Origin of the sequence: Mesorhizobium sp. B2-6-4, from assembly GCF_006441495.1 — a bacterium.
In the GTDB taxonomy this organism is placed as follows: domain Bacteria; phylum Pseudomonadota; class Alphaproteobacteria; order Rhizobiales; family Rhizobiaceae; genus Mesorhizobium.
Map to the genome: position 1 here is coordinate 277118 of NZ_VFUE01000003.1, position 17842 is coordinate 294959.

General features: G+C 63.7%; 12 protein-coding genes. 10 read left to right on the forward strand and 2 right to left on the reverse strand.

The features are described from left to right. Positions 1-127 precede the first annotated feature (127 nt). The 9 genes from ccmI (at position 128) to FJ426_RS05980 (ending at position 11899) form a co-directional block, all read left to right on the forward strand. Positions 128-1282: a c-type cytochrome biogenesis protein CcmI gene (gene ccmI, locus FJ426_RS05940; RefSeq protein WP_140555843.1), complete on the forward strand. Its 1155-nt coding sequence runs from the start codon at positions 128-130 to the stop codon at positions 1280-1282. A gap of 14 nt (positions 1283-1296) precedes the next feature. After that, positions 1297-1740, forward strand: a complete 444-nt coding sequence (ccmE, locus tag FJ426_RS05945) for a cytochrome c maturation protein CcmE (protein WP_140494692.1) — start codon at positions 1297-1299, stop codon at positions 1738-1740. A 29-nt stretch (positions 1741-1769) separates the two neighbouring features. Further along, positions 1770-3761, forward strand: a complete 1992-nt coding sequence (locus tag FJ426_RS05950) for a heme lyase CcmF/NrfE family subunit (protein WP_140559438.1) — start codon at positions 1770-1772, stop codon at positions 3759-3761. Beyond that, positions 3758-4225, forward strand: a complete 468-nt coding sequence (locus FJ426_RS05955) for a cytochrome c-type biogenesis protein (RefSeq protein WP_140517973.1) — start codon at positions 3758-3760, stop codon at positions 4223-4225. The genes FJ426_RS05950 and FJ426_RS05955 overlap by 4 nt, the downstream gene beginning before the upstream one ends. Positions 4226-4361: 136 nt before the next feature. Continuing rightward, on the forward strand, positions 4362-5906 hold the full coding sequence (locus FJ426_RS05960; RefSeq protein WP_140494686.1) for a Do family serine endopeptidase: 1545 nt from the start codon (positions 4362-4364) through the stop codon (positions 5904-5906). 343 nt (positions 5907-6249) lie between these two features. Continuing rightward, positions 6250-6924 (forward strand): response regulator transcription factor, encoded by a 675-nt coding sequence (locus FJ426_RS05965; protein WP_181165141.1) that lies wholly within the window; start codon positions 6250-6252, stop codon positions 6922-6924. 8 nt (positions 6925-6932) lie between these two features. Then, entirely contained in the window at positions 6933-8408 is a 1476-nt protein-coding gene (locus FJ426_RS05970; protein WP_140559439.1) for an ATP-binding protein, read from the forward strand. Beyond that, on the forward strand, positions 8408-11368 hold the full coding sequence (locus FJ426_RS05975) for a bifunctional [glutamine synthetase] adenylyltransferase/[glutamine synthetase]-adenylyl-L-tyrosine phosphorylase (protein WP_140559440.1): 2961 nt from the start codon (positions 8408-8410) through the stop codon (positions 11366-11368). Before FJ426_RS05970 ends, FJ426_RS05975 begins: the two co-directional genes overlap by 1 nt. Before the next feature lie 51 nt (positions 11369-11419). Then, on the forward strand, positions 11420-11899 hold the full coding sequence (locus FJ426_RS05980; protein WP_140559441.1) for a DUF4179 domain-containing protein: 480 nt from the start codon (positions 11420-11422) through the stop codon (positions 11897-11899). A gap of 44 nt (positions 11900-11943) precedes the next feature. On the opposite strand, the gene FJ426_RS05985 is transcribed toward FJ426_RS05980, so the two are convergent. Next, the gene (locus tag FJ426_RS05985; protein ID WP_140494675.1) at positions 11944-14268 is read right to left on the reverse strand and encodes a PAS domain-containing sensor histidine kinase; all 2325 of its coding nucleotides are present in this window, start codon (positions 14266-14268) and stop codon (positions 11944-11946) included. A 243-nt stretch (positions 14269-14511) separates the two neighbouring features. Here FJ426_RS05985 and FJ426_RS05990 point away from each other — a divergent pair, with 243 nt between their 5' ends. Then, a complete protein-coding gene (locus FJ426_RS05990) occupies positions 14512-14925 on the forward strand; it encodes a hypothetical protein (RefSeq protein ID WP_140520712.1) in 414 nt (137 codons plus the stop codon). Between the two features lie 101 nt (positions 14926-15026). Here the strand turns inward: FJ426_RS05990 and pepN are convergent, their stop codons facing one another. Further along, positions 15027-17672 (reverse strand): aminopeptidase N, encoded by a 2646-nt coding sequence (gene pepN / locus FJ426_RS05995; RefSeq protein WP_140559442.1) that lies wholly within the window; start codon positions 17670-17672, stop codon positions 15027-15029. Between the last annotated feature and the right edge of the window lie 170 nt (positions 17673-17842).

Sequence of the window (17842 nt, forward strand, 5' to 3'; positions counted from 1 at the left end):
CAGGCTAGCCGGTCCATTTCGGACCCGGCCGGTTGATGTCGATGAAGGATATGCGGCGCGCCCGCCGTCAAAGCGTCGCAGTATGCTTGTGTTGGCAGGGCAAGGCTCTGCCGTTATTGGAAGAACCATGCTGTTCTGGGTCATAGCCGCAATCCTAACGCTGGGCGCCAGCCTGGCGGTGCTGCTGCCGCTGGCCGGTGGCGCCAGAAGCGCGTCTTCGAGCGGCGAGCACGATCTGGAAGTTTATCGCGACCAACTGTCCGAACTCGACCGCGACGCCGCCCGTGGCCTGATCAAGCCTGCCGAAGCCGATGAGGCGCGCGCCGAGATCGCCCGGCGCATCCTTCGCCTCGACAATGCGGACCAGACCGGCAGCGCATCCGTCGGACGTACATCCGTCGCGACGCGGCTTGTCGCCACCGCGGCCGTGCTGGCGGTGCCGCTGGTCAGTTGGGGCCTCTACATCAACATAGGCTCGCCCGATCTGCCCTCGCAGCCGCTCAGCGAGCGCCTGGCCAAGAATCCGGCCGACAGCTCGGTCGACGAACTTGTGGCTCGCGCCGAAGCCCATCTTGCCGCCAATCCGTCCGACGGCAGAGGATGGGACGTGCTGGCGCCGGTCTATCTGCGCATGCAGCGCTTTTCCGACGCGGTCGCCGCCTATCGCAACGCCATTCGCCTCGACGGCGACAGCGCTGTTCGCCGGGCCGGTCTCGGCGAGGCGATCGCCAGCGCGGCCGGCGGCATCGTTTCGGCGGATGCCCAGGAGGCCTTCGAGGCGGCCCTGAAACTTGACCCGGCCAATGCCAAGGCCGGCTTCTACCTGGCTATGGCTTTGGCGCAGGAGGGCCGCAGCAAGGAGGCGGCCGCGGCCTGGCAGGCGATGCTGGGCACGCTGCCGAAGGATTCGCCATGGCGCGGCGCGATCGAGCAGGCGCTGGCCAAGTCCGATAGTTCCGGCGCCGGCAATGCAGGCATCGCTTCGAGCGAGCCGGCAAACGGACCGACCGCGGGCGATATCGATGCCGCTTCATCGATGTCGCCGCAGGACAGGGAAGCCATGATCAACACCATGGTCGCCGGGCTCGACGAGAAGCTGCGGCAGAATCCGCGCGACCCGGAAGGATGGATGCGGCTCGTTCGTTCCTACATCGTGCTGGGCAAGGCCGACCAGGCGCGCGAGGCGCTGAGCCGAGCTATTGCCGTCTTTGGAGCCGACAGTGACGAAGCCAGGAAATTCACCGCTTTTGCCGCTTCGCTCGGCCTGACGGCGACGCAATAGGGCTGGACCGGACAATGACACGCAAACAGAAACGATTGTCGGTGATCGCGGGCGGCCTGGCCTTCCTCGGCGCCGCCACCGGCCTGACATTCTATGCGCTCGGCCAGAAGGCGTCCTATTTCTACATGCCCGCCGATCTGGCCACGGCGACGGTGCAGCCGGGCCAGCGCATCAGGCTGGGCGGCCTGGTGGAAAAAGGCACGATCCAGCGCGGGCAGGGGGCGACAGTGGCGTTCTCGGTGACCGACACCCATAAATCGGTCAAGGTCACCTATACAGGCATCCTGCCTGACCTATTTCGCGAGGAGCAGGGGGTCATCACCGAGGGCACGTTCGGCCCGGATGGCGTCTTTGTGGCCGACAGCGTTCTGGCCAAGCACGACGAGCGCTACATGCCCAAGGAAGTGGCCGATGGGCTGAAGGCCAAGGGCGTTTGGCAGGAGAGCAAGAGTGAATAGGCAGGCTCGATATAGCCGGGTTGGCGATCATGGTTGAGACCGGACATTTCGCGCTGGTCCTGGCCTTCGCGCTGGCGCTGGTGCAGACGGTGGTGCCGCTGTTTGGCGCCCGCACCAACAATCAGCGCCTGATGGCGGTCGGCGCTCCCGTCGCGATCACCGGCTTTGCCCTGACGGCGCTGTCCTTCGCCGCACTGGTCAGCGCCTATGCGAGCTCCGATTTCTCGGTCGCCAGCGTCTGGGAAAATTCCCATTCGCTGCAGCCGATGATCTATAAGATCACTGGAACCTGGGGCAATCACGAAGGCTCGATGCTGCTCTGGGTGTTGATCCTGACCTTCTTCGGTGCGCTGGTCGCCGCCTTCGGCTCCAACCTGCCGGCGACGCTACGCGCCAACGTGCTTGCCGTGCAGGGTGCGATCGGCGCGACATTCTTCCTGTTTATCCTGGCAACGTCCAATCCCTTCGCCAGGCTTTCGCCGGCGCCCATCGAAGGGCGCGATCTCAATCCCATTTTGCAGGATCTCGGCCTCGCAGTGCACCCGCCACTGCTCTATCTCGGCTATGTCGGCTTTTCGATCTGTTTCTCGTTCTCGGTAGCCGCGCTCATCGACGGACGCATCGATGCGTCCTGGGCGCGATGGGTACGGCCGTGGACCCTGGTGGCCTGGATGTTCCTGACCGGCGGCATCGCCATGGGCTCGTACTGGGCTTATTACGAGCTCGGCTGGGGCGGCTTCTGGTTCTGGGATCCGGTCGAGAACGCCTCCTTCATGCCGTGGCTGGCGGGCACCGCGCTGCTCCATTCGGCCATCGTCATGGAAAAGCGTTCGGCACTGAAGATCTGGACGCTGCTGCTCGCCATCCTGACCTTTTCACTGTCGTTGCTCGGCACCTTCCTGGTGCGTTCGGGCGTCCTGACCTCGGTGCATGCCTTCGCCACCGATCCGACGCGCGGCATCTTCATCCTGTGCATACTGACGTTGTTCATCGGTGGATCATTGACGCTGTTTGCACTGCGTGCCTCGAGGCTGACGGCCGGCGGCCTCTTTCATCCGGTTTCGCGCGAAGGCGCGCTGGTGCTGAATAATTTGTTCCTGACCACGGCCACCGCCACCGTACTCGTCGGTACGCTCTATCCGTTGGCCGTCGAGGCCCTTTCGGCCGACAAGATTTCGGTCGGCGCGCCGTTCTTCGACCTCACCTTCGGACCGCTCATGGTGCCGTTGCTGGCCATGGTTCCGTTCGGGCCGCTGCTGGCCTGGAAGCGCGGCGACGTCTTCGCCGTCGCGCAGCGCCTGATGGCAGCTTTCGCGGCGGCGCTTCTGGCAACGCTGATCACCGCCCTGTTCATCAACGGCGCTTCGGTATTCGCAGCCCTTGGCGTGGGTCTTGCCGTCTGGCTGATCCTCGGCGCTCTCACCGACCTCGCTGTCAAGGCGGGGTTCGGCAATGTGGCTGCGAGGGTCATGGTCAGGCGCCTGCTCGGCCTGCCGCGCTCGGTCTTCGGCACAGCGCTTGCCCACCTCGGTCTTGGCCTGACCACGCTTGGCATCGTCGGCACGCTTTGCTTCGGCACCGAGAAGATCCTGTCGATGCATGCCGGGCAAACCGTCGAATTGTCCGGCCACACTCTGCGTTTCGTCGGGCTCCATCCGGCGCAGGGACCGAATTACAGCGAGGATCGCGGTCGCTTCCAACTGATCGGCGTCGGCGGCAGTCCGGTTGGCGAAATCAGCTCGGCCAAGCGCTTCTATCCGGTACGCCAGACGACGACGACGGAATCAGGCATCAGGACGATGGGCCTTTCGCAGCTTTACATTTCGCTCGGCGACGAGGGCAATGACGGATCGGTCGTGGTGCGCCTGTGGTGGAAACCGCTGGTGACGCTGATCTGGGGCGGCGGTCTGGTCATGATGGTTGGTGCGGCCATGTCGCTGATGGACAGGCGCCTGCGCGTCGGCGCACCCTCGCGCCGCCGCAAGCAGGCCGGCGCCATGAGCCCCGCGGGCCTGCCATGAAGGCGAAGTTGTCCATCGCGTCGCTCGTGATGGTGCTGGCGCTGTCCTTTGCCGGCACGGCGCTGGCGGTGAAGCCCGACGAGATGCTTGCCGATCCGACGCTGGAAGCGAGGGCGCGAGCGCTGTCGGAAGGGCTGCGCTGCATGGTCTGCCAGAACCAGTCGATCGACGAATCCGATGCCGACCTTGCCCGTGACCTGCGCGTTCTGGTGCGCCAGCGCCTGGTCGCTGGCGATACCGACAAGCAGGTGATGGACTATGTGGTTTCGCGCTACGGCGAGTTCGTGCTGCTGAAGCCGCGCTTCGACCTGCGCAACGCTTTGCTTTGGGGCACGCCGGTGATCCTGCTTTTGGCCGGCGGCCTGTTCGTCGTGATCAGCGCGAGATCGCGTCGGACACTGGCGACAAAATCCCTCTCCGCCGACGAGCGGGCGGCACTGGAGGCGATCCTGCGCCGCGATTGAGCGCAGGCGGCGATCGTTCGCCAACATTACCAAAGTTTCATGCGTCGGAAATGGCGTCGTAATGTACGCCGCTCTAATTCTCTTCCTCAGGATGCCGACAAGGCGCGTCCCTTCGAAAAAGAGGATACGAGACCCCATGAATATTGCCCCCAATTCATATTCCCGCACCCGCAAGCGTCTCCTGGCTGCCGTCGCTTCCGTCGCCGTTGCCGGCGCGATCGGCGTTGGCGCATTGACCAGCGGGACCAGCCCCGTTCTGGCCGATGCCGTGCGCGTCGAGGCGCCGCAGGTCCCCAGCTTCGCCGATGTCGTCGAGCGCGTTTCGCCCGCCGTTGTCAGCGTCAAGGTCAAGGCCAAGGTCCAGCCCACCGCCGATGACGGCTCCGACGACCAGGACGGTTTCGACAATTTGCCCAACAATCCGCAGCTGCGCCGCTTTTTCAAGGAATTCCGCGGCTTTGGCGATCAGGGCGGCCAGAACGACGATGGCCACCGCCGGTTCGGGCATCGTGACCGCGGTAATGGCGAGCCGCGCCCGGTGGCTCAAGGGTCGGGCTTCTTCATCTCCGAGGATGGCTATCTCGTCACCAACAACCATGTCGTCGAAGAGGGCACCGCCTTCACCGTGGTGACCAATGACGGCAAGGAACTCGACGCCAAGCTGGTCGGTACCGACCCGCGCACCGACCTCGCGGTGCTCAAGGTCGAGGGTGGCGGCAAATTTACCTATGTCGACTTCGCCGACGACTCCAAGGTTCGGGTCGGCGATTGGGTCGTGGCCGTCGGCAACCCCTTCGGTCTCGGCGGCACCGTCACCGCCGGCATTGTCTCGGCGCGGGGCCGTGACATCGGCGCCGGTCCCTATGATGATTTCATCCAGATCGACGCCTCGGTCAACCGCGGCAATTCTGGCGGCCCGACCTTCAACCTCAGCGGTCAGGTGGTCGGCATCAACACCGCTATCTTCTCGCCTTCCGGCGGCAGCGTCGGCATCGCCTTCGACATTCCTGCCTCGACCGCCAAGCAGGTCGTCGAGGATCTGATGAAGAGCGGTGCCGTGCAGCGCGGCTGGCTCGGCGTCGAGATCCAGCCGGTCACATCAGACATCGCCGAATCGCTCGGCCTGAAGTCCAACAACGGCGCATTGGTATCCAGCGCTCAGGACGACGGCCCCGGCAAGAAGAGCGGCATCACCGCCGGTGACGTGATCACCCAGGTCGACGGCAAGGATGTTGCTTCGCCGAAGGAACTCGCCCGCCTGATTGGCGCCTATTCGCCGGGCAAGTCGGTTGACGTCACGGTCTGGCGCGACGGCAAGAGCCAGAGCGTCAAGGTCGAGCTCGGCAAGCTGCCTTCAAGCGACAAGCAGGCCTCGGCCGACGATAAGCCTGCGGCTCCGGCCAAGGCCGATACGCTCGCCGATCTCGGTCTGACCGTCACCAAATCCGAGAACGGCAAGGGTTTGGTGGTGACCGATGTCGATCCCGACAGCGATGCCGCCGACCGTGGCATCCAGCCGGGCGACATCATCACCGCGGTCAATTCGATGGAAGTCAACGGCACCGACGACGTCACCAAGGCCATGGACGAAGCGGTGAAATCCGGGCGCAAGGCCGTCCTGATGCAGATTACCCGCGACGACAACAACCGCTTCGTGGCGCTGCCCGTCGCCAAGGGCTGACAACGACTTTTCCAGTGCGGTGGTTTCAAACACCCCCGAGCCGCCGCACGGGAAGTATGGAGCCGAGCACGTTAGTCAGTCATCGTGCTCCCCTCCGGCGGCAGCGGGCTTCCCATCGCCCGCTGCCGCACTCCGCCCGCGGACCATGCGCTCAGGCTGAGTGAACAAGCGGAGCGCTTTGGTGGCAACGGCATGCCGGCAGCATGTCTGGGCCAGTAACACCAGAGAACCAAGACTTTATCGCGCGCGGCCTGGATCATCTTGATCGCGATGCGCTTTGGCGAAGGCTAAAATGCAGATGCCGGCTACTCAATCTTCCAGCGAAATCGCGTATAACGGTCCTATGAAGATTCTCGTCATAGAAGACGATCGCGAGGCTGCGGATTATCTGCAGAAAGCCTTTACCGAGGCCGGGCACACCGCGCATGTCGCGGGTGACGGCGAGACCGGCTTCGCGCTCGCCGATGCCGGCGACTACGACGTGATGGTCATCGACCGGATGATGCCGCGCCGGGACGGCCTTTCGGTCATCGCCGGCCTGCGCTCCAGGGGGAACGCCACGCCGGTGCTGATCCTGTCGGCGCTGGGCGAGGTCGACGATCGGGTCACCGGCCTACGCGCCGGCGGCGACGATTATCTGACCAAGCCCTATGCCTTTTCCGAGCTGCTCGCCCGCGTCGAGGTGCTGAACCGCCGGGCCAGCGCCAAGGAAGCCGAAACCGTCTACCGCGTCGGCGATCTCGAACTTGACCGGCTTTCGCATTCGGTCAGGCGCGCCGGACGCGAGATCACGCTGCAGCCACGCGAGTTCCGCCTGCTTGAATATCTGATGCGCCATGCCGGTCAGGTGGTGACGCGCACCATGCTGCTCGAAAATGTCTGGGATTATCATTTCGATCCGCAGACCAACGTTATCGACGTCCATGTCTCGCGACTGCGCGGTAAGATCGAAAAAGGCTTCGACAAGCCCATCCTGCATACGATTCGCGGCGCCGGCTACATGCTTAGGGCCGGTTAGGCGGCGGCATGGCCCTTTCCGTGCCTGCCATCATGAAGACGACGGCTGCGCGGCTTTCGGCGCTCTATCTCCTGCTCTTCGCACTCTGCGCCGTGCTGCTTGTCCTCTACATGACCTCGCTTTCGGCGCGCATGCTGACCGCGCAGACGCAGGAGACCATCAACGACGAGGTGCTCGGCCTTGCCCGCGCCTACCAGCGCGGCGGCCTGCCGGTCCTGGTGCGCGTGGTGGAGCAGCGCTCGCGCCAGCCCGGCGCCAATCTCTATTTGATCGCCGACGCCAACGGCCAGATCCTGACCGGCAACGTGCAGAGCCTGGAGCCGGGGGTCATCGAAACCGAAGGCTGGACGACCGAGCCGTTCTCCTACCGTCGTTTCGGCGAAGGCGAGCTCGACCGGCAGCGCAGCACACCTTCCGATCAGACCACGCCCCAAGCCGGCGATACGGCGGTCCGATCCGAAGGTGAGAAGGGCCACAATGCGATCGCGCTGGTGCTGCGCCTGCCGAACCAGATGATCATGCTGGTCGGCCGCGATCTCGGCGAACCTGAGCGGTTCCGCGCCGTCATCCGCCGCTCCCTGATGCTGGCGCTCGGCATGATGGGGCTGGGCGGGCTGTTGATCTGGTTCTTCGTCGGCCGCGCCGCCCTGAAGCGCATCGATGGCGTTTCGGAAGCCAGCCGCCGCATCATGGGCGGTGATCTTTCGGGCCGGCTGCCGGTGACCGGCGCCGGTGACGAATTCGACCGGCTTTCCGAGAACCTCAACGCCATGCTGGCCAGGATCGCCATGCTCAACGAGGGGCTGAAACAGGTTTCCGACAACATCGCGCATGATCTGAAGACGCCGCTGACCCGGCTGCGCAACCGCGCCGAGGCGACGCTTTCGGGCAAGCACAAGACATCGGACTACCGCCAGGCGCTGGAAGGCACCATCGCCGAGTCCGACCAGCTCATAAAGACCTTCAACGCCATCCTGATGATCTCCCGGCTGGAGGCGGGTTATTCCTCCGAAAGCACCAGTCGCGTCGATCTGGCCGCAGCCGTGCGCGATGTCGTCGAACTCTACGAGCCGGTGGCGGAAGAGGCTGGCGTTTCGCTCGAAGCCGCGGTCAATGGCGCATTCCTTGTCGACGGCAACCGCGAGCTGATCGGCCAGGCGCTGTCTAACATCGTCGACAATGCGATCAAGTACTCGACCGATTCCACCTCCAAGCCGACTGTCCGCGTGACGCTCGAACGCACGCATGGCGAAATCAGGCTTGTCGTCGCCGACAATGGCCAGGGCATTCCGGACGATGCCGATCGCGCCCGGGCGACCGAACGGTTCGTGCGGCTCGAGAAGAGCCGTTCCCAGCCAGGTTCCGGGCTTGGCCTCAGCCTCGCAAAGGCGGTCATGACATTCCACTATGGCCGGCTTGATCTGTTGCCTGGTAATCCCGGATTATCCGTGGTCATGAGTTTTCCCGCGCGGGAGGATCATTGATGACGGCGGCTGCAAAGCGGACGGCGAAGGACTGGCTGTTGAAGCCCGCGGCAAGGCTTGCTCCTCTGGACGACAGCCGGGCCCGGCAGGAGCTGGCCGAGATCGCCACCTTGGCACGCGAAGAAGGATTGACACGGCTGGCGAAATTCCTGGCTGGAACGGGTGAGGCGCAGGACTTCCTGGCCGCTGTCTTCGACCTGTCGCCGTTCCTGCGTGACATGGCGCGTCGCCGGCCGCAGATATTGGATGGGCTTTTCGACCAGCCGGTCGAGGCCCGGCTGAAGGCGATCATCGTGGCGATCGACCGGGCATCGTTCTCCGAGACGATCTCCGAATCCAGATTGATGATGGAACTGCGGCAATGGAAGGCCGATGCGCATTTCCTGATCGCGCTGGCCGATCTGGCCGCCGAGGCCGAGACCTCGCTTACGGTGCGGCGGTTGAGCGACCTTGCCGATGCGTGCACGCGCGCCGCCGTCGATTTTCTGCTGCGCGACGCGCATGGCCAGGGCAAGCTGAAGTTGCCGGATCCCGCCAATCCCTCGAACCGGTCGGGCTGGATCCTGCTCGGCATGGGCAAGCTTGGCGCGCATGAGCTCAATTTTTCCTCCGATATCGACCTCGTGGTCTTCTTCGACCCGGAAGCGTCGGCCGTCGTCGATCCGCTCGATGCGACGGAGCTGTTTTCGCGGCTGACGCGCCGTCTGGTGCGCATCCTGCAGGACCGCACCGAACATGGTTATGTCTTCCGCACCGACCTCAGGCTGCGTCCCGATCCCGGTTCGACCCCGCTGGCGATCCCGGTCGAGGCGGCGCTGCGCTACTACGAGGCGCGCGGCCAGAACTGGGAGCGCGCTGCCATGATCAAGGCGCGTCCTGTGGCCGGCGATCTGGACGCCGGCACCGCTTTCCTCAAGGAGCTCCAACCTTACATCTGGCGCAAATACATGGACTATGCCGCGATCGCCGACGTCCACTCGATCAAACGCCAGATCCACGCCCACAAGGGGCATGGCGAAATCGCGGTCAAGGGCCACAACGTCAAGCTCGGGCGCGGCGGCATCCGCGAGATCGAGTTCTTCGTCCAGACGCAGCAGCTCATCGCCGGCGGCCGCTTCCCGGAACTGCGAGGCCGCGAGACCGTGCCGATGCTCGGCCAACTGGCCGCGCGCGGCTGGATCACCGCCGAGGCACGCGACGCACTGGCCCGGCAATATTGGTTCCTGCGCCGGGTCGAGCATGCCATCCAGATGGTGGCCGACGAGCAGACGCACACCCTGCCGGAGGATGATGAAGGGCTGGAGCGAATCGCGCGCATGCTGGGCTTTGCCGATGCGGCTGCTTTTTCCCTGGGCTTCCGCGCCTCGCTGCAGCAGGTCGAACGTCACTACGCGGCGCTGTTCGAAACCGCGCCGGAGCTTTCGGCAGGCATCGGCAATCTGGTCTTCACCGGCGACGTCGACGACCCCGATACGCTGCAGACGTTGCACGGTCTCGGCTTCCAGCGAACGAGCGACATCTGCCGCGTGATCCGTGGCTGGCATTTCGGTCGCTACCGCGTCACCCAGTCGGCTGAGGCGCGCGAGCGACTGACGGAACTGACGCCGGCGCTGCTCAAGGCTTTCGGCCAGACGCGTCGGGCCGATGAGGCGTTGATCCGTTTCGACGAGTTCCTCGCCGGCCTGCCTGCAGGCATCCAGCTCTTCTCGCTGCTCCAGTCCAATCCGGCGTTGCTGAAGCTTATGGCGACGATCATGGGCGCCGCGCCACGACTGGCCGCGATCATCACGCGCCGGCCACATGTGTTCGATGGCCTGCTCGATCCCGCTCTTCTCACCGAATTGCCGGATCGTGGCTATCTATCGGCACGGCTTACCGCTTTCCTCGAAGGCGACCGCGCCTATGAGGACGTTCTCGATCGTTTGCGCATCTTTGCCTCCGAGCAGAAATTCCTGATCGGCGTGCGGCTGCTCGCCGGCTCGATCGATCCGGCCCGCGCAGGCCGCGCCTTTTCTGACCTGGCCGACCTCACCATTGAGGCCGCGTTGCGCGCGGTTATGGCCGAATTCGAGGCGCGCCATGGTACAATCGCCGGCGGCGTGGTTTCGCTGCTCGGCATGGGTAAGCTCGGCAGCCGTGAATTGACGGCGGGGTCGGATGTCGACCTCATCCTGCTCTACGATCACGATGCGGACGCCGAGGAATCCGACGGTGAAAAACCGCTGGCGCCCTCGCATTACTACACCAGGATGACGCAGCGCCTCATCTCGGCCGTTTCCGCGCCGACCGCGGAAGGCGTGCTCTATGAACTCGACCTGCGGCTGCGGCCGTCCGGCAACAAGGGGCCAGTGGCCACCCACGTCGACGCCTTCAAGAAATACCAGCGCCAGGAGGCCTGGACCTGGGAGCACATGGCGCTGTCGCGGGCGCGCGCCATTGCCGGAGATGCCAGGCTCTGTGCCGAGGTCGAAGCCGACGTTGCGGCGGTGCTCGGGCAATTGCGCGACGCAGCAAAGGTGAAAGCGGAAGCGTCCGACATGCGCGCCATGATCGAGAAGGAAAAGCCGCCGCGCGACCTCTGGGACATCAAACTCATTGCCGGCGGCCTGATCGATCTCGAATTCATCGCCCAGGTGGCCGTCGTCACGGGCAATGTCGAGTCCGGCCGCAGGGTCACGGCAACCGCGGAGGTATTGTCGCGCCTTGCGCCACAATTCGCAGCCGCCGATGTCAGGGAGGAGCTTGGCGAGGCCTACCGCCTCTATCTGGCGCTGACCCAGATGATCAGGCTTTGCCTCACCGGCCAGTTCGAGCGGGACGATGTGCCGCCGGGGCTTTCGGATCTGCTTCTGGCGGTCACCGACTTGCCGGATTTCGGTGTGCTGGAAGCACATCTCAAGGAGACGTCGCGGAAGGTCAGGAAGGATTTCAACCTTCTGCTTCGTGCCGGGCGGCCGTGATCAACGGCCGTGCGGATCGCATCGGGGGTGACGATGCAACAGGAGAAGACCATGAGAAAGACAACCAAGCTCGCGTTCGCCTTCATCGCGTTGGCAGGAGCCGTCGGCACTGCGGCCTATGCCGAGAACATCGACAGCGCCAACATGCGTGAGCGCACGATGATGCGCCTCAACAAGGCGATGAAGGACAATGACGGCACCATCAGCTTCGACCAGTTCTCAAGCGTCATGGATTCGCGGTTGAAGAAGCTGGTCGCCGACAATGGTGGCAAGCTCACGGTGGAGCAGCTCGCCGCAGCGCTGGAAAAGGCCCGCTTCGAGCACATGGCCAGGCGCATCATCGCGCGTTACGACAACAAGGGCGACGGTACGCTGACGACGGACGACATCGCCAGTCGCGACAAGAAGCTCTTTGCCCTGCTCGACAAGAACAATGACGGAAAGATCAAGAAGGGCGAACTGCCAAAGGGCGGCCGCTTTGGCTTACACCGTCAGTGGGATGACGAAGGCGAGGACGGCAGCATGCAATAACGCCTTCCGGCACGGGCTTCGGCGACATCGCCGGAGCCCGTTGCTTAAGCCGCGACCTTGACCACGGGCGTCGCCTTCTTCACGGGAATGCGCACCGACACAATCGTGCCGACACCTTCGGTTGAGCGGATTTTCAGGGCACCGCCTTGCAGTTCGGCCAAAGAGCGCGAGATGGCGAGGCCGAGGCCGGACCCGGCATGGCTCTTGGAGAACTGGTTCTGCACCTGTTCGAAGGGCCGTCCGAGCTTGCCGAGCGCCTCCTTCGGGATGCCGCAGCCATTATCCTCGATCGTCAGCACCAGCGCCCCTGAGGTATTGCGGGCCCTGACCGATATGTGGCCGCCTTGGCCGGTGAATTTCACTGCGTTGGACAAAAGGTTGATGACGATCTGCTTGATCGCTCGGCGGTCGGCAAACAGCGTCAGCGCGTCGGCGATGCGGGTCTCCACGGTGATCGCCTTCTGTGCGGCCTGCAGCGAGACGACCCTGACCGTCTCGCTGATCAGCGGGCCGAGATCGATCTCTTCGCGGTCGAGCGAGAATTGGCCGGCCTCGATTTTCGACATGTCGAGAATGTCGTTGATGACGCCCAGGAGATATTTGCCACTGCTGTTGATGTCGGTGGCGTATTCCTCGTAGCGCTCCGATCCCAGCGGGCCGAACAGCCCCTGTTCCATCAGCTCGGAGAAGCCGATGATGGCGTTCAAGGGCGTGCGCAGTTCATGCGACATGTTGGCCAGGAATTCGGACTTGGCCCGGTTCGCCGCTTCGGCGCGCTCGGTTTCCTTCATGTATTTGCGGTTGAGCTCGACCAGTTCGCGCGCGCGCTCCTCTTCGGCCCGGCGGGCGAGGCTGAGATCGTGTATGGTCGCCATCAGCCGGCGCTCGCTGTCGACCAGCTTTTCTTGATGCAGCTTGATCTGGGTGATGTCGGATCCGACCGAGACAATGCCGCCGTCGCGGGTTCTGAGTTCGTTGACCTGCAACCAGCGGCCGTCGGCCAGCTGCCGTTCGAACGTCGCGCCGCCCTGCGGTCCATTGCTGTTGGCAAGCCGCCGATCGGAAGCGAAAGCGAGCATGCGCTCTTCCAACGTGGCGCGCACGGCGCCTGGCATCACGTCACGGTCCGAAAGGCCATTGTCCTTCTGGTATTTGGAATTGCACATGATCAGCCGCTCGGCGGCATCCCACAGCACGAAGGACTCGTTGATGTTCTCGATCGCCGTCCTCAGGCGCAAATCGGCTGCCTCGGAACGAAGCGCCAGGTGACGCTGCTCGGTGACGTCGACGGCGATGCCGATCAACTGGATTTCGGGTGCTTCCGGATCCATGACCTGCGCCCTTGCGCGCATCCATACCCACTGCCCGTCGGCATGCCGCATCCGGAACACCTGATCGATATGATCGATCTCGCGCGCGACGATCTTGTTGGCGAGCTGGAACAAGTCGCCATCATCGGGATGGATGATCTCGTCGACCTCGCCGAAGGACAGCATCGTGTCGCATGGCTCGTAGCCCAGCATGTCGTACATCGAGCGCGACCAATACATCTTGCCGCGCACCATGTCCCAGTCCCACAAGCCGCAGCGGCCGCGTACCAGCGCCATGTCGATGCGTTGATGCGCTTCGAGATAGATGCGGTCGGCCGCCTGCGCGCGCGCCGCCTGGCCGAAATAGGCATAGAGGATGATGATCAGCACGCCGGCCGTCAGTACGAACAGCGTCACATTCAGCGAGACTGTCTTGCGCCAGGCGTCGAAAACCGCGTCCTGCGGCACCAGCGCCGCTGCCGCGCCTTTGCGACCGTTCGTCAGGCTGACCGCTGCATACCAGTCCTGCCCGCCAATATCGACCTCCATCACTCCGGCGCGGTCGCCGAACATGAACAGAGGCTGGCCGCCCTGGGCGAGGCTATCCAGCGAACGGCCTTGCCAGGACATCGAGCGCGGCGTCACCGCGGTGATCTTGAAGGCGCTGTCGGTGATGACAAGAACGTGGCCGCGGCTCATCGCGCCCTGGCGGCTGGTCGTTTCCAACAGGTCCTGGATGGCGCCCGGCGCGGTGTCGGACGTGGTGGCCAGCGAACTCGCCAGTTGACCGGACGCCAGCATCAGGATCGCCTTGGCGTTGCGCTCGATATCGTCGCGTTCGTTCATCAGCGACAGGACGCGCAGCGCCGCGATCGCGATCAGGAAGATGACGATGAGAGCCGGTATCGATCGGCGCAGCAATGGCTCCGCCGCCAGAAGCCGCTTGTAGGCCGGTTCGGCGATGAGCCGCGTATTCCCGGCAAGGCCGTCGCCTCGCGGCGTCTCGCGACGCGCAAAAGCTATCCCTCCGGGCGCGCCCCACGCGTCCGCCTTCGCCATAAATGGCACTCCCCGATTTGCCTATGCTTGATGATCCGGTAAACGCCGCACTTCCGAATCGCCATTAAAGAATCAAAGGTGATTCGCCTTGTCCAGTGGTCCGGCGAAAAAAGATTAAAAATCGACTAAAATAGCGGCTTTTCCGCCAACCGAGCAGAGGCATGCGATGGCGATTACCGTGGAAAGGGAATAATATTAGAAATCACGCATATTCCGTGCGGGATTGCACATCGGGAGGAAAGCATGAATCGCAGAACTGCAATTGCTCTCGGCGTGTCAGCGGCAGCGGTAACGCCTTTGTTCGCCCTGGCGGCGTCGGTAAAAACGAGGACATACGGCCCGAAGGAGGGCAAGGAGATTGCGCCCGGCATCAGAGTGGTGGAGGTAGGCACGGGAAACTCAGACATTCCTGCCTACAAAAGCATCTCAATCGTCGATGTCGTGTTTCAGCCCGGCACACATGCGCCGGCGATGGTGATGGACAACGACATGGTATGCACCATCACTGCGGGCGAATTCACGATCAAGAAGGCCGACAAGGAGTTCAAGCTCAAGGAAGGCGACATATACACTTGCGCCAAGGGCAAGACCGACGAGGCGACGAATACGAGCGCCGAGGTCGGCGTGCATCGCATCGCCATGTTGATACCCGCGTAGGGAGGCGGGAATCCGTTCGAGCAGCAGAAGCACAGCCTGACGGGCCGGTGGCGTTGCCTTGGCATTGCCGCCGACCACCATGGTGGCCGCTCGGGTCTGGCTCACGCCAGCGTACGCTCGACGATATCGCTTAAATCCGCCGACAGGTTTTCGGCATTGGCAATCGAAAGCAGCGCTTCCCTGGCCTTGGCCTGCCGGCCAGGTTCGAGCGAACGCCACGACCGGAGCGCCGTTGCCAACCTTGCCGCCACCTGCGGATTGCGTTTTTCGACCTCGAGCACGGTCTGCGTGAAGAATCGGTAGCCTTCGCCGTCGGCGCGGTGGAATCCGGTCTGGTTGGCACTGGAGAATGTGCCGATTAACGAGCGCACCCGGTTCGGATTGGCCATCGAGAAGGCCGGATGCGTGGTCAGGGCGCGAACCGTCTCCACCGCCTGCGGACCGGGTACGCTGGCCTGAATCTGGAACCATTTGTCCATCACAAGCGGGTCGGACGCATATGTCGCTTCGAAAGCCGCCAGTGCCTTGTTTGCCTCCGGCGAACCATGGTGGCGGTGCGCGAGCACGGTCAGTGCCGCCGCGCGGTCAGTCATATTGGTGGCCGACCGGAAGTGCTCCGCCGCAAGCCCGGCGCCATCTGACAGCAGCGAGAGATAATCAAGCATGACGTTACGCAACGCCCGCCGTCCGGCGGAAGCTGCGTCCGGGCTGAACGGGCCGGCGTCGGCAAGCCGCTCGTAGAGGCCGGCGAACGCGTCGCGGTTAGCCCTGGCGATTGCCAGCGCCAGCGCCTCGCGCGCAGCGAAGATGGCGTTGGGTTCGATGTTTTTGCCGATGTCGCGCGCTATGTCGGTCTCGCCCGGAAGCGAAAGCGCCAGCGCCCGGTAGGCCGGCTCCAGCGTCTCGTCGCTCGCGATCCTGCCGGCAAGCTCGGTCAGCCGCGCGGTGAAGCCAGGCTCGGCGCCGTCGAGAATCTGGCGGAAGGCCAAGATCAATGCATCCGTAAGCAGCGTGTTGAAGGTCTGCCAGCGCGAGAAGCTGTCGCTGTCGTGGCCGGCAAGGAAGAACTGGTCGTCGGTCTTCTGCTCGACGGCAAGCGTTATCGGCGCCGAGAAGCCGCGGTTCAGCGAAATCGCCGGACGCTCGGCGACGCCTGAGAAGCGCACCACATGCCGGCGCTTGCGGATGTGGATGATGCCGTCCTCGACGCTGGCGCCGTCGACCGCGTCATAGGCGACCGGCTCGCCGCCGGCGCCAATCAGACCGAAGGCGAGCGGTATGTGCATCAGTCGTTTGCGGCTTTCCGACGGGGTTGGCGGCACCGATTGCTCGATTTCCAGCGTGAATTCCCGCTCCGCCCAGTTATAAGTCGAGCTCACCGCCAGGTTAGGGGTGCCGGCCTGATGGTACCAGAGCGCGAATTGCGACAAGTCGCGGCCGGACACCTCCTCGAACACTGTCAGGAAATCCTCGATCGTCGCCGCCGTGCCGTCGTGCCGCTCGAAATAGAGGTCCATGCCGGCGCGAAAGCTATCAGGCCCGAGGATGGTACGGATCATGCGCACCACCTCCGAGCCTTTTTCGTAGACGGTCGCCGTGTAGAAATTATTGATCTCGCGATAGCGGCGCGGCCTGACCGGATGCGCCAGCGGCCCCTGGTCCTCGGGGAATTGATGCGCGCGCAGCGTGCGCACCTCGGCGATGCGCTTGACCGCACGCGAACGTTGGTCGGCGGAGAATTCGTGGTCGCGATAAACGGTCAGCCCTTCCTTCAGGCAAAGCTGGAACCAGTCGCGGCAAGTGATTCTGTTGCCTGTCCAATTGTGGAAATACTCATGCGCGATGATCGCCTCGATATTGGCGAAATCGGCGTCCGTCGCGGTCTCCCGGTCGGCCAGCACATATTTGTCGTTGAAGACGTTGAGGCCCTTGTTCTCCATCGCCCCCATGTTGAAGTCGGACACGGCGACGATGTTGAAGACATCGAGGTCGTATTCGCGGCCGAATGCCTCCTCGTCCCATTGCATCGATCGCTTCAAGGCATCCATGGCGTAGCCGGCGAGCTTCTCCTTGCCGGGCTCGACATAGATGCCGAGCTCGACCGTGCGGCCGGACATGGTGACGAAACTGTCGGCGACCCGGCCGAGATTGCCGGCGACCAGCGCGAACAGATACGATGGCTTGGGGAAGGGATCGTGCCAAATGGCATAGTGCCAGCCATCGCCGAGATCGCCCTTGTCGACCCGGTTTCCGTTGGACAGAAGCAGCGGCGCCTCGTCGCGGCGGGCTTCGATCCGCACGGTGTAGACGGAAAGGATGTCGGGGCGGTCGAGGAAATAGGTGATGCGGCGGAAGCCCTCTGCTTCGCATTGCGTGCAATAGACGTTGCTTGAGCGGTAGAGGCCCATCAGCGCTTCATTGCCCGACGGCGCCAGCTCGGTCTCGATCGACAGCCGAAAGCGACGCGCCGCCGGGGGCCTGAGGATGGTCAGTCGGTCGGGCGTCACGGCAAAATCCGTCGGCTTGGCTTTCCTGCCGTCGATCTCGACGCGCCTGAGCGTCAGCCCGTCGCCATCCAGCACAAGCGGCGTAGAGGCCGCGACGCCATCCCGGCGCTCGACGGTCAAAATTGCCGTGACGATCGTCGCGCCTGGCGAAAGACGGAATTCAAGGTTCGTTTCCGGAATGAGATAGTCGCTGGGGCGATAGTCTTCGAGTTTGAAGACCTGGCCAGTGTCGGTGCGCATTCCGTGGTTCCTGTCTTTCCGGGCCTGTCCTGCCCGTCCAAAAATTTGAAGTCCGCGCTCTTTACACGAACCGGCGCCTCGACAAAACTGCGACAAGGTCTATTCAGACCCTCCTTTCCAGCATCGCGAGGCAGTCATGGCCGCCGTCTACGACGTCAGGCATATCGAGA

Bases quoted from the DNA above. Each gene is read 5' to 3' on its own strand.
- FJ426_RS05970 (WP_140559439.1), top strand. From the start codon at position 6,933: ATGGCCCTTTCCGTGCCTGCCATCATGAAGACGACGGCTGCGCGGCTT.
- FJ426_RS05965 (WP_181165141.1), top strand. From the start codon at position 6,250: ATGAAGATTCTCGTCATAGAAGACGATCGCGAGGCTGCGGATTATCTG.
- FJ426_RS05960 (WP_140494686.1), top strand. From the start codon at position 4,362: ATGAATATTGCCCCCAATTCATATTCCCGCACCCGCAAGCGTCTCCTG.
- FJ426_RS05975 (WP_140559440.1), top strand. From the start codon at position 8,408: ATGACGGCGGCTGCAAAGCGGACGGCGAAGGACTGGCTGTTGAAGCCC.
- FJ426_RS05955 (WP_140517973.1), top strand. From the start codon at position 3,758: ATGAAGGCGAAGTTGTCCATCGCGTCGCTCGTGATGGTGCTGGCGCTG.
- ccmI (WP_140555843.1), top strand. From the start codon at position 128: ATGCTGTTCTGGGTCATAGCCGCAATCCTAACGCTGGGCGCCAGCCTG.
- pepN (WP_140559442.1), bottom strand. From the start codon at position 17,672: ATGCGCACCGACACTGGCCAGGTCTTCAAACTCGAAGACTATCGCCCC.
- ccmE (WP_140494692.1), top strand. From the start codon at position 1,297: ATGACACGCAAACAGAAACGATTGTCGGTGATCGCGGGCGGCCTGGCC.
- FJ426_RS05990 (WP_140520712.1), top strand. From the start codon at position 14,512: ATGAATCGCAGAACTGCAATTGCTCTCGGCGTGTCAGCGGCAGCGGTA.
- FJ426_RS05950 (WP_140559438.1), top strand. From the start codon at position 1,770: ATGGTTGAGACCGGACATTTCGCGCTGGTCCTGGCCTTCGCGCTGGCG.
- FJ426_RS05980 (WP_140559441.1), top strand. From the start codon at position 11,420: ATGAGAAAGACAACCAAGCTCGCGTTCGCCTTCATCGCGTTGGCAGGA.
- FJ426_RS05985 (WP_140494675.1), bottom strand. From the start codon at position 14,268: ATGGCGAAGGCGGACGCGTGGGGCGCGCCCGGAGGGATAGCTTTTGCG.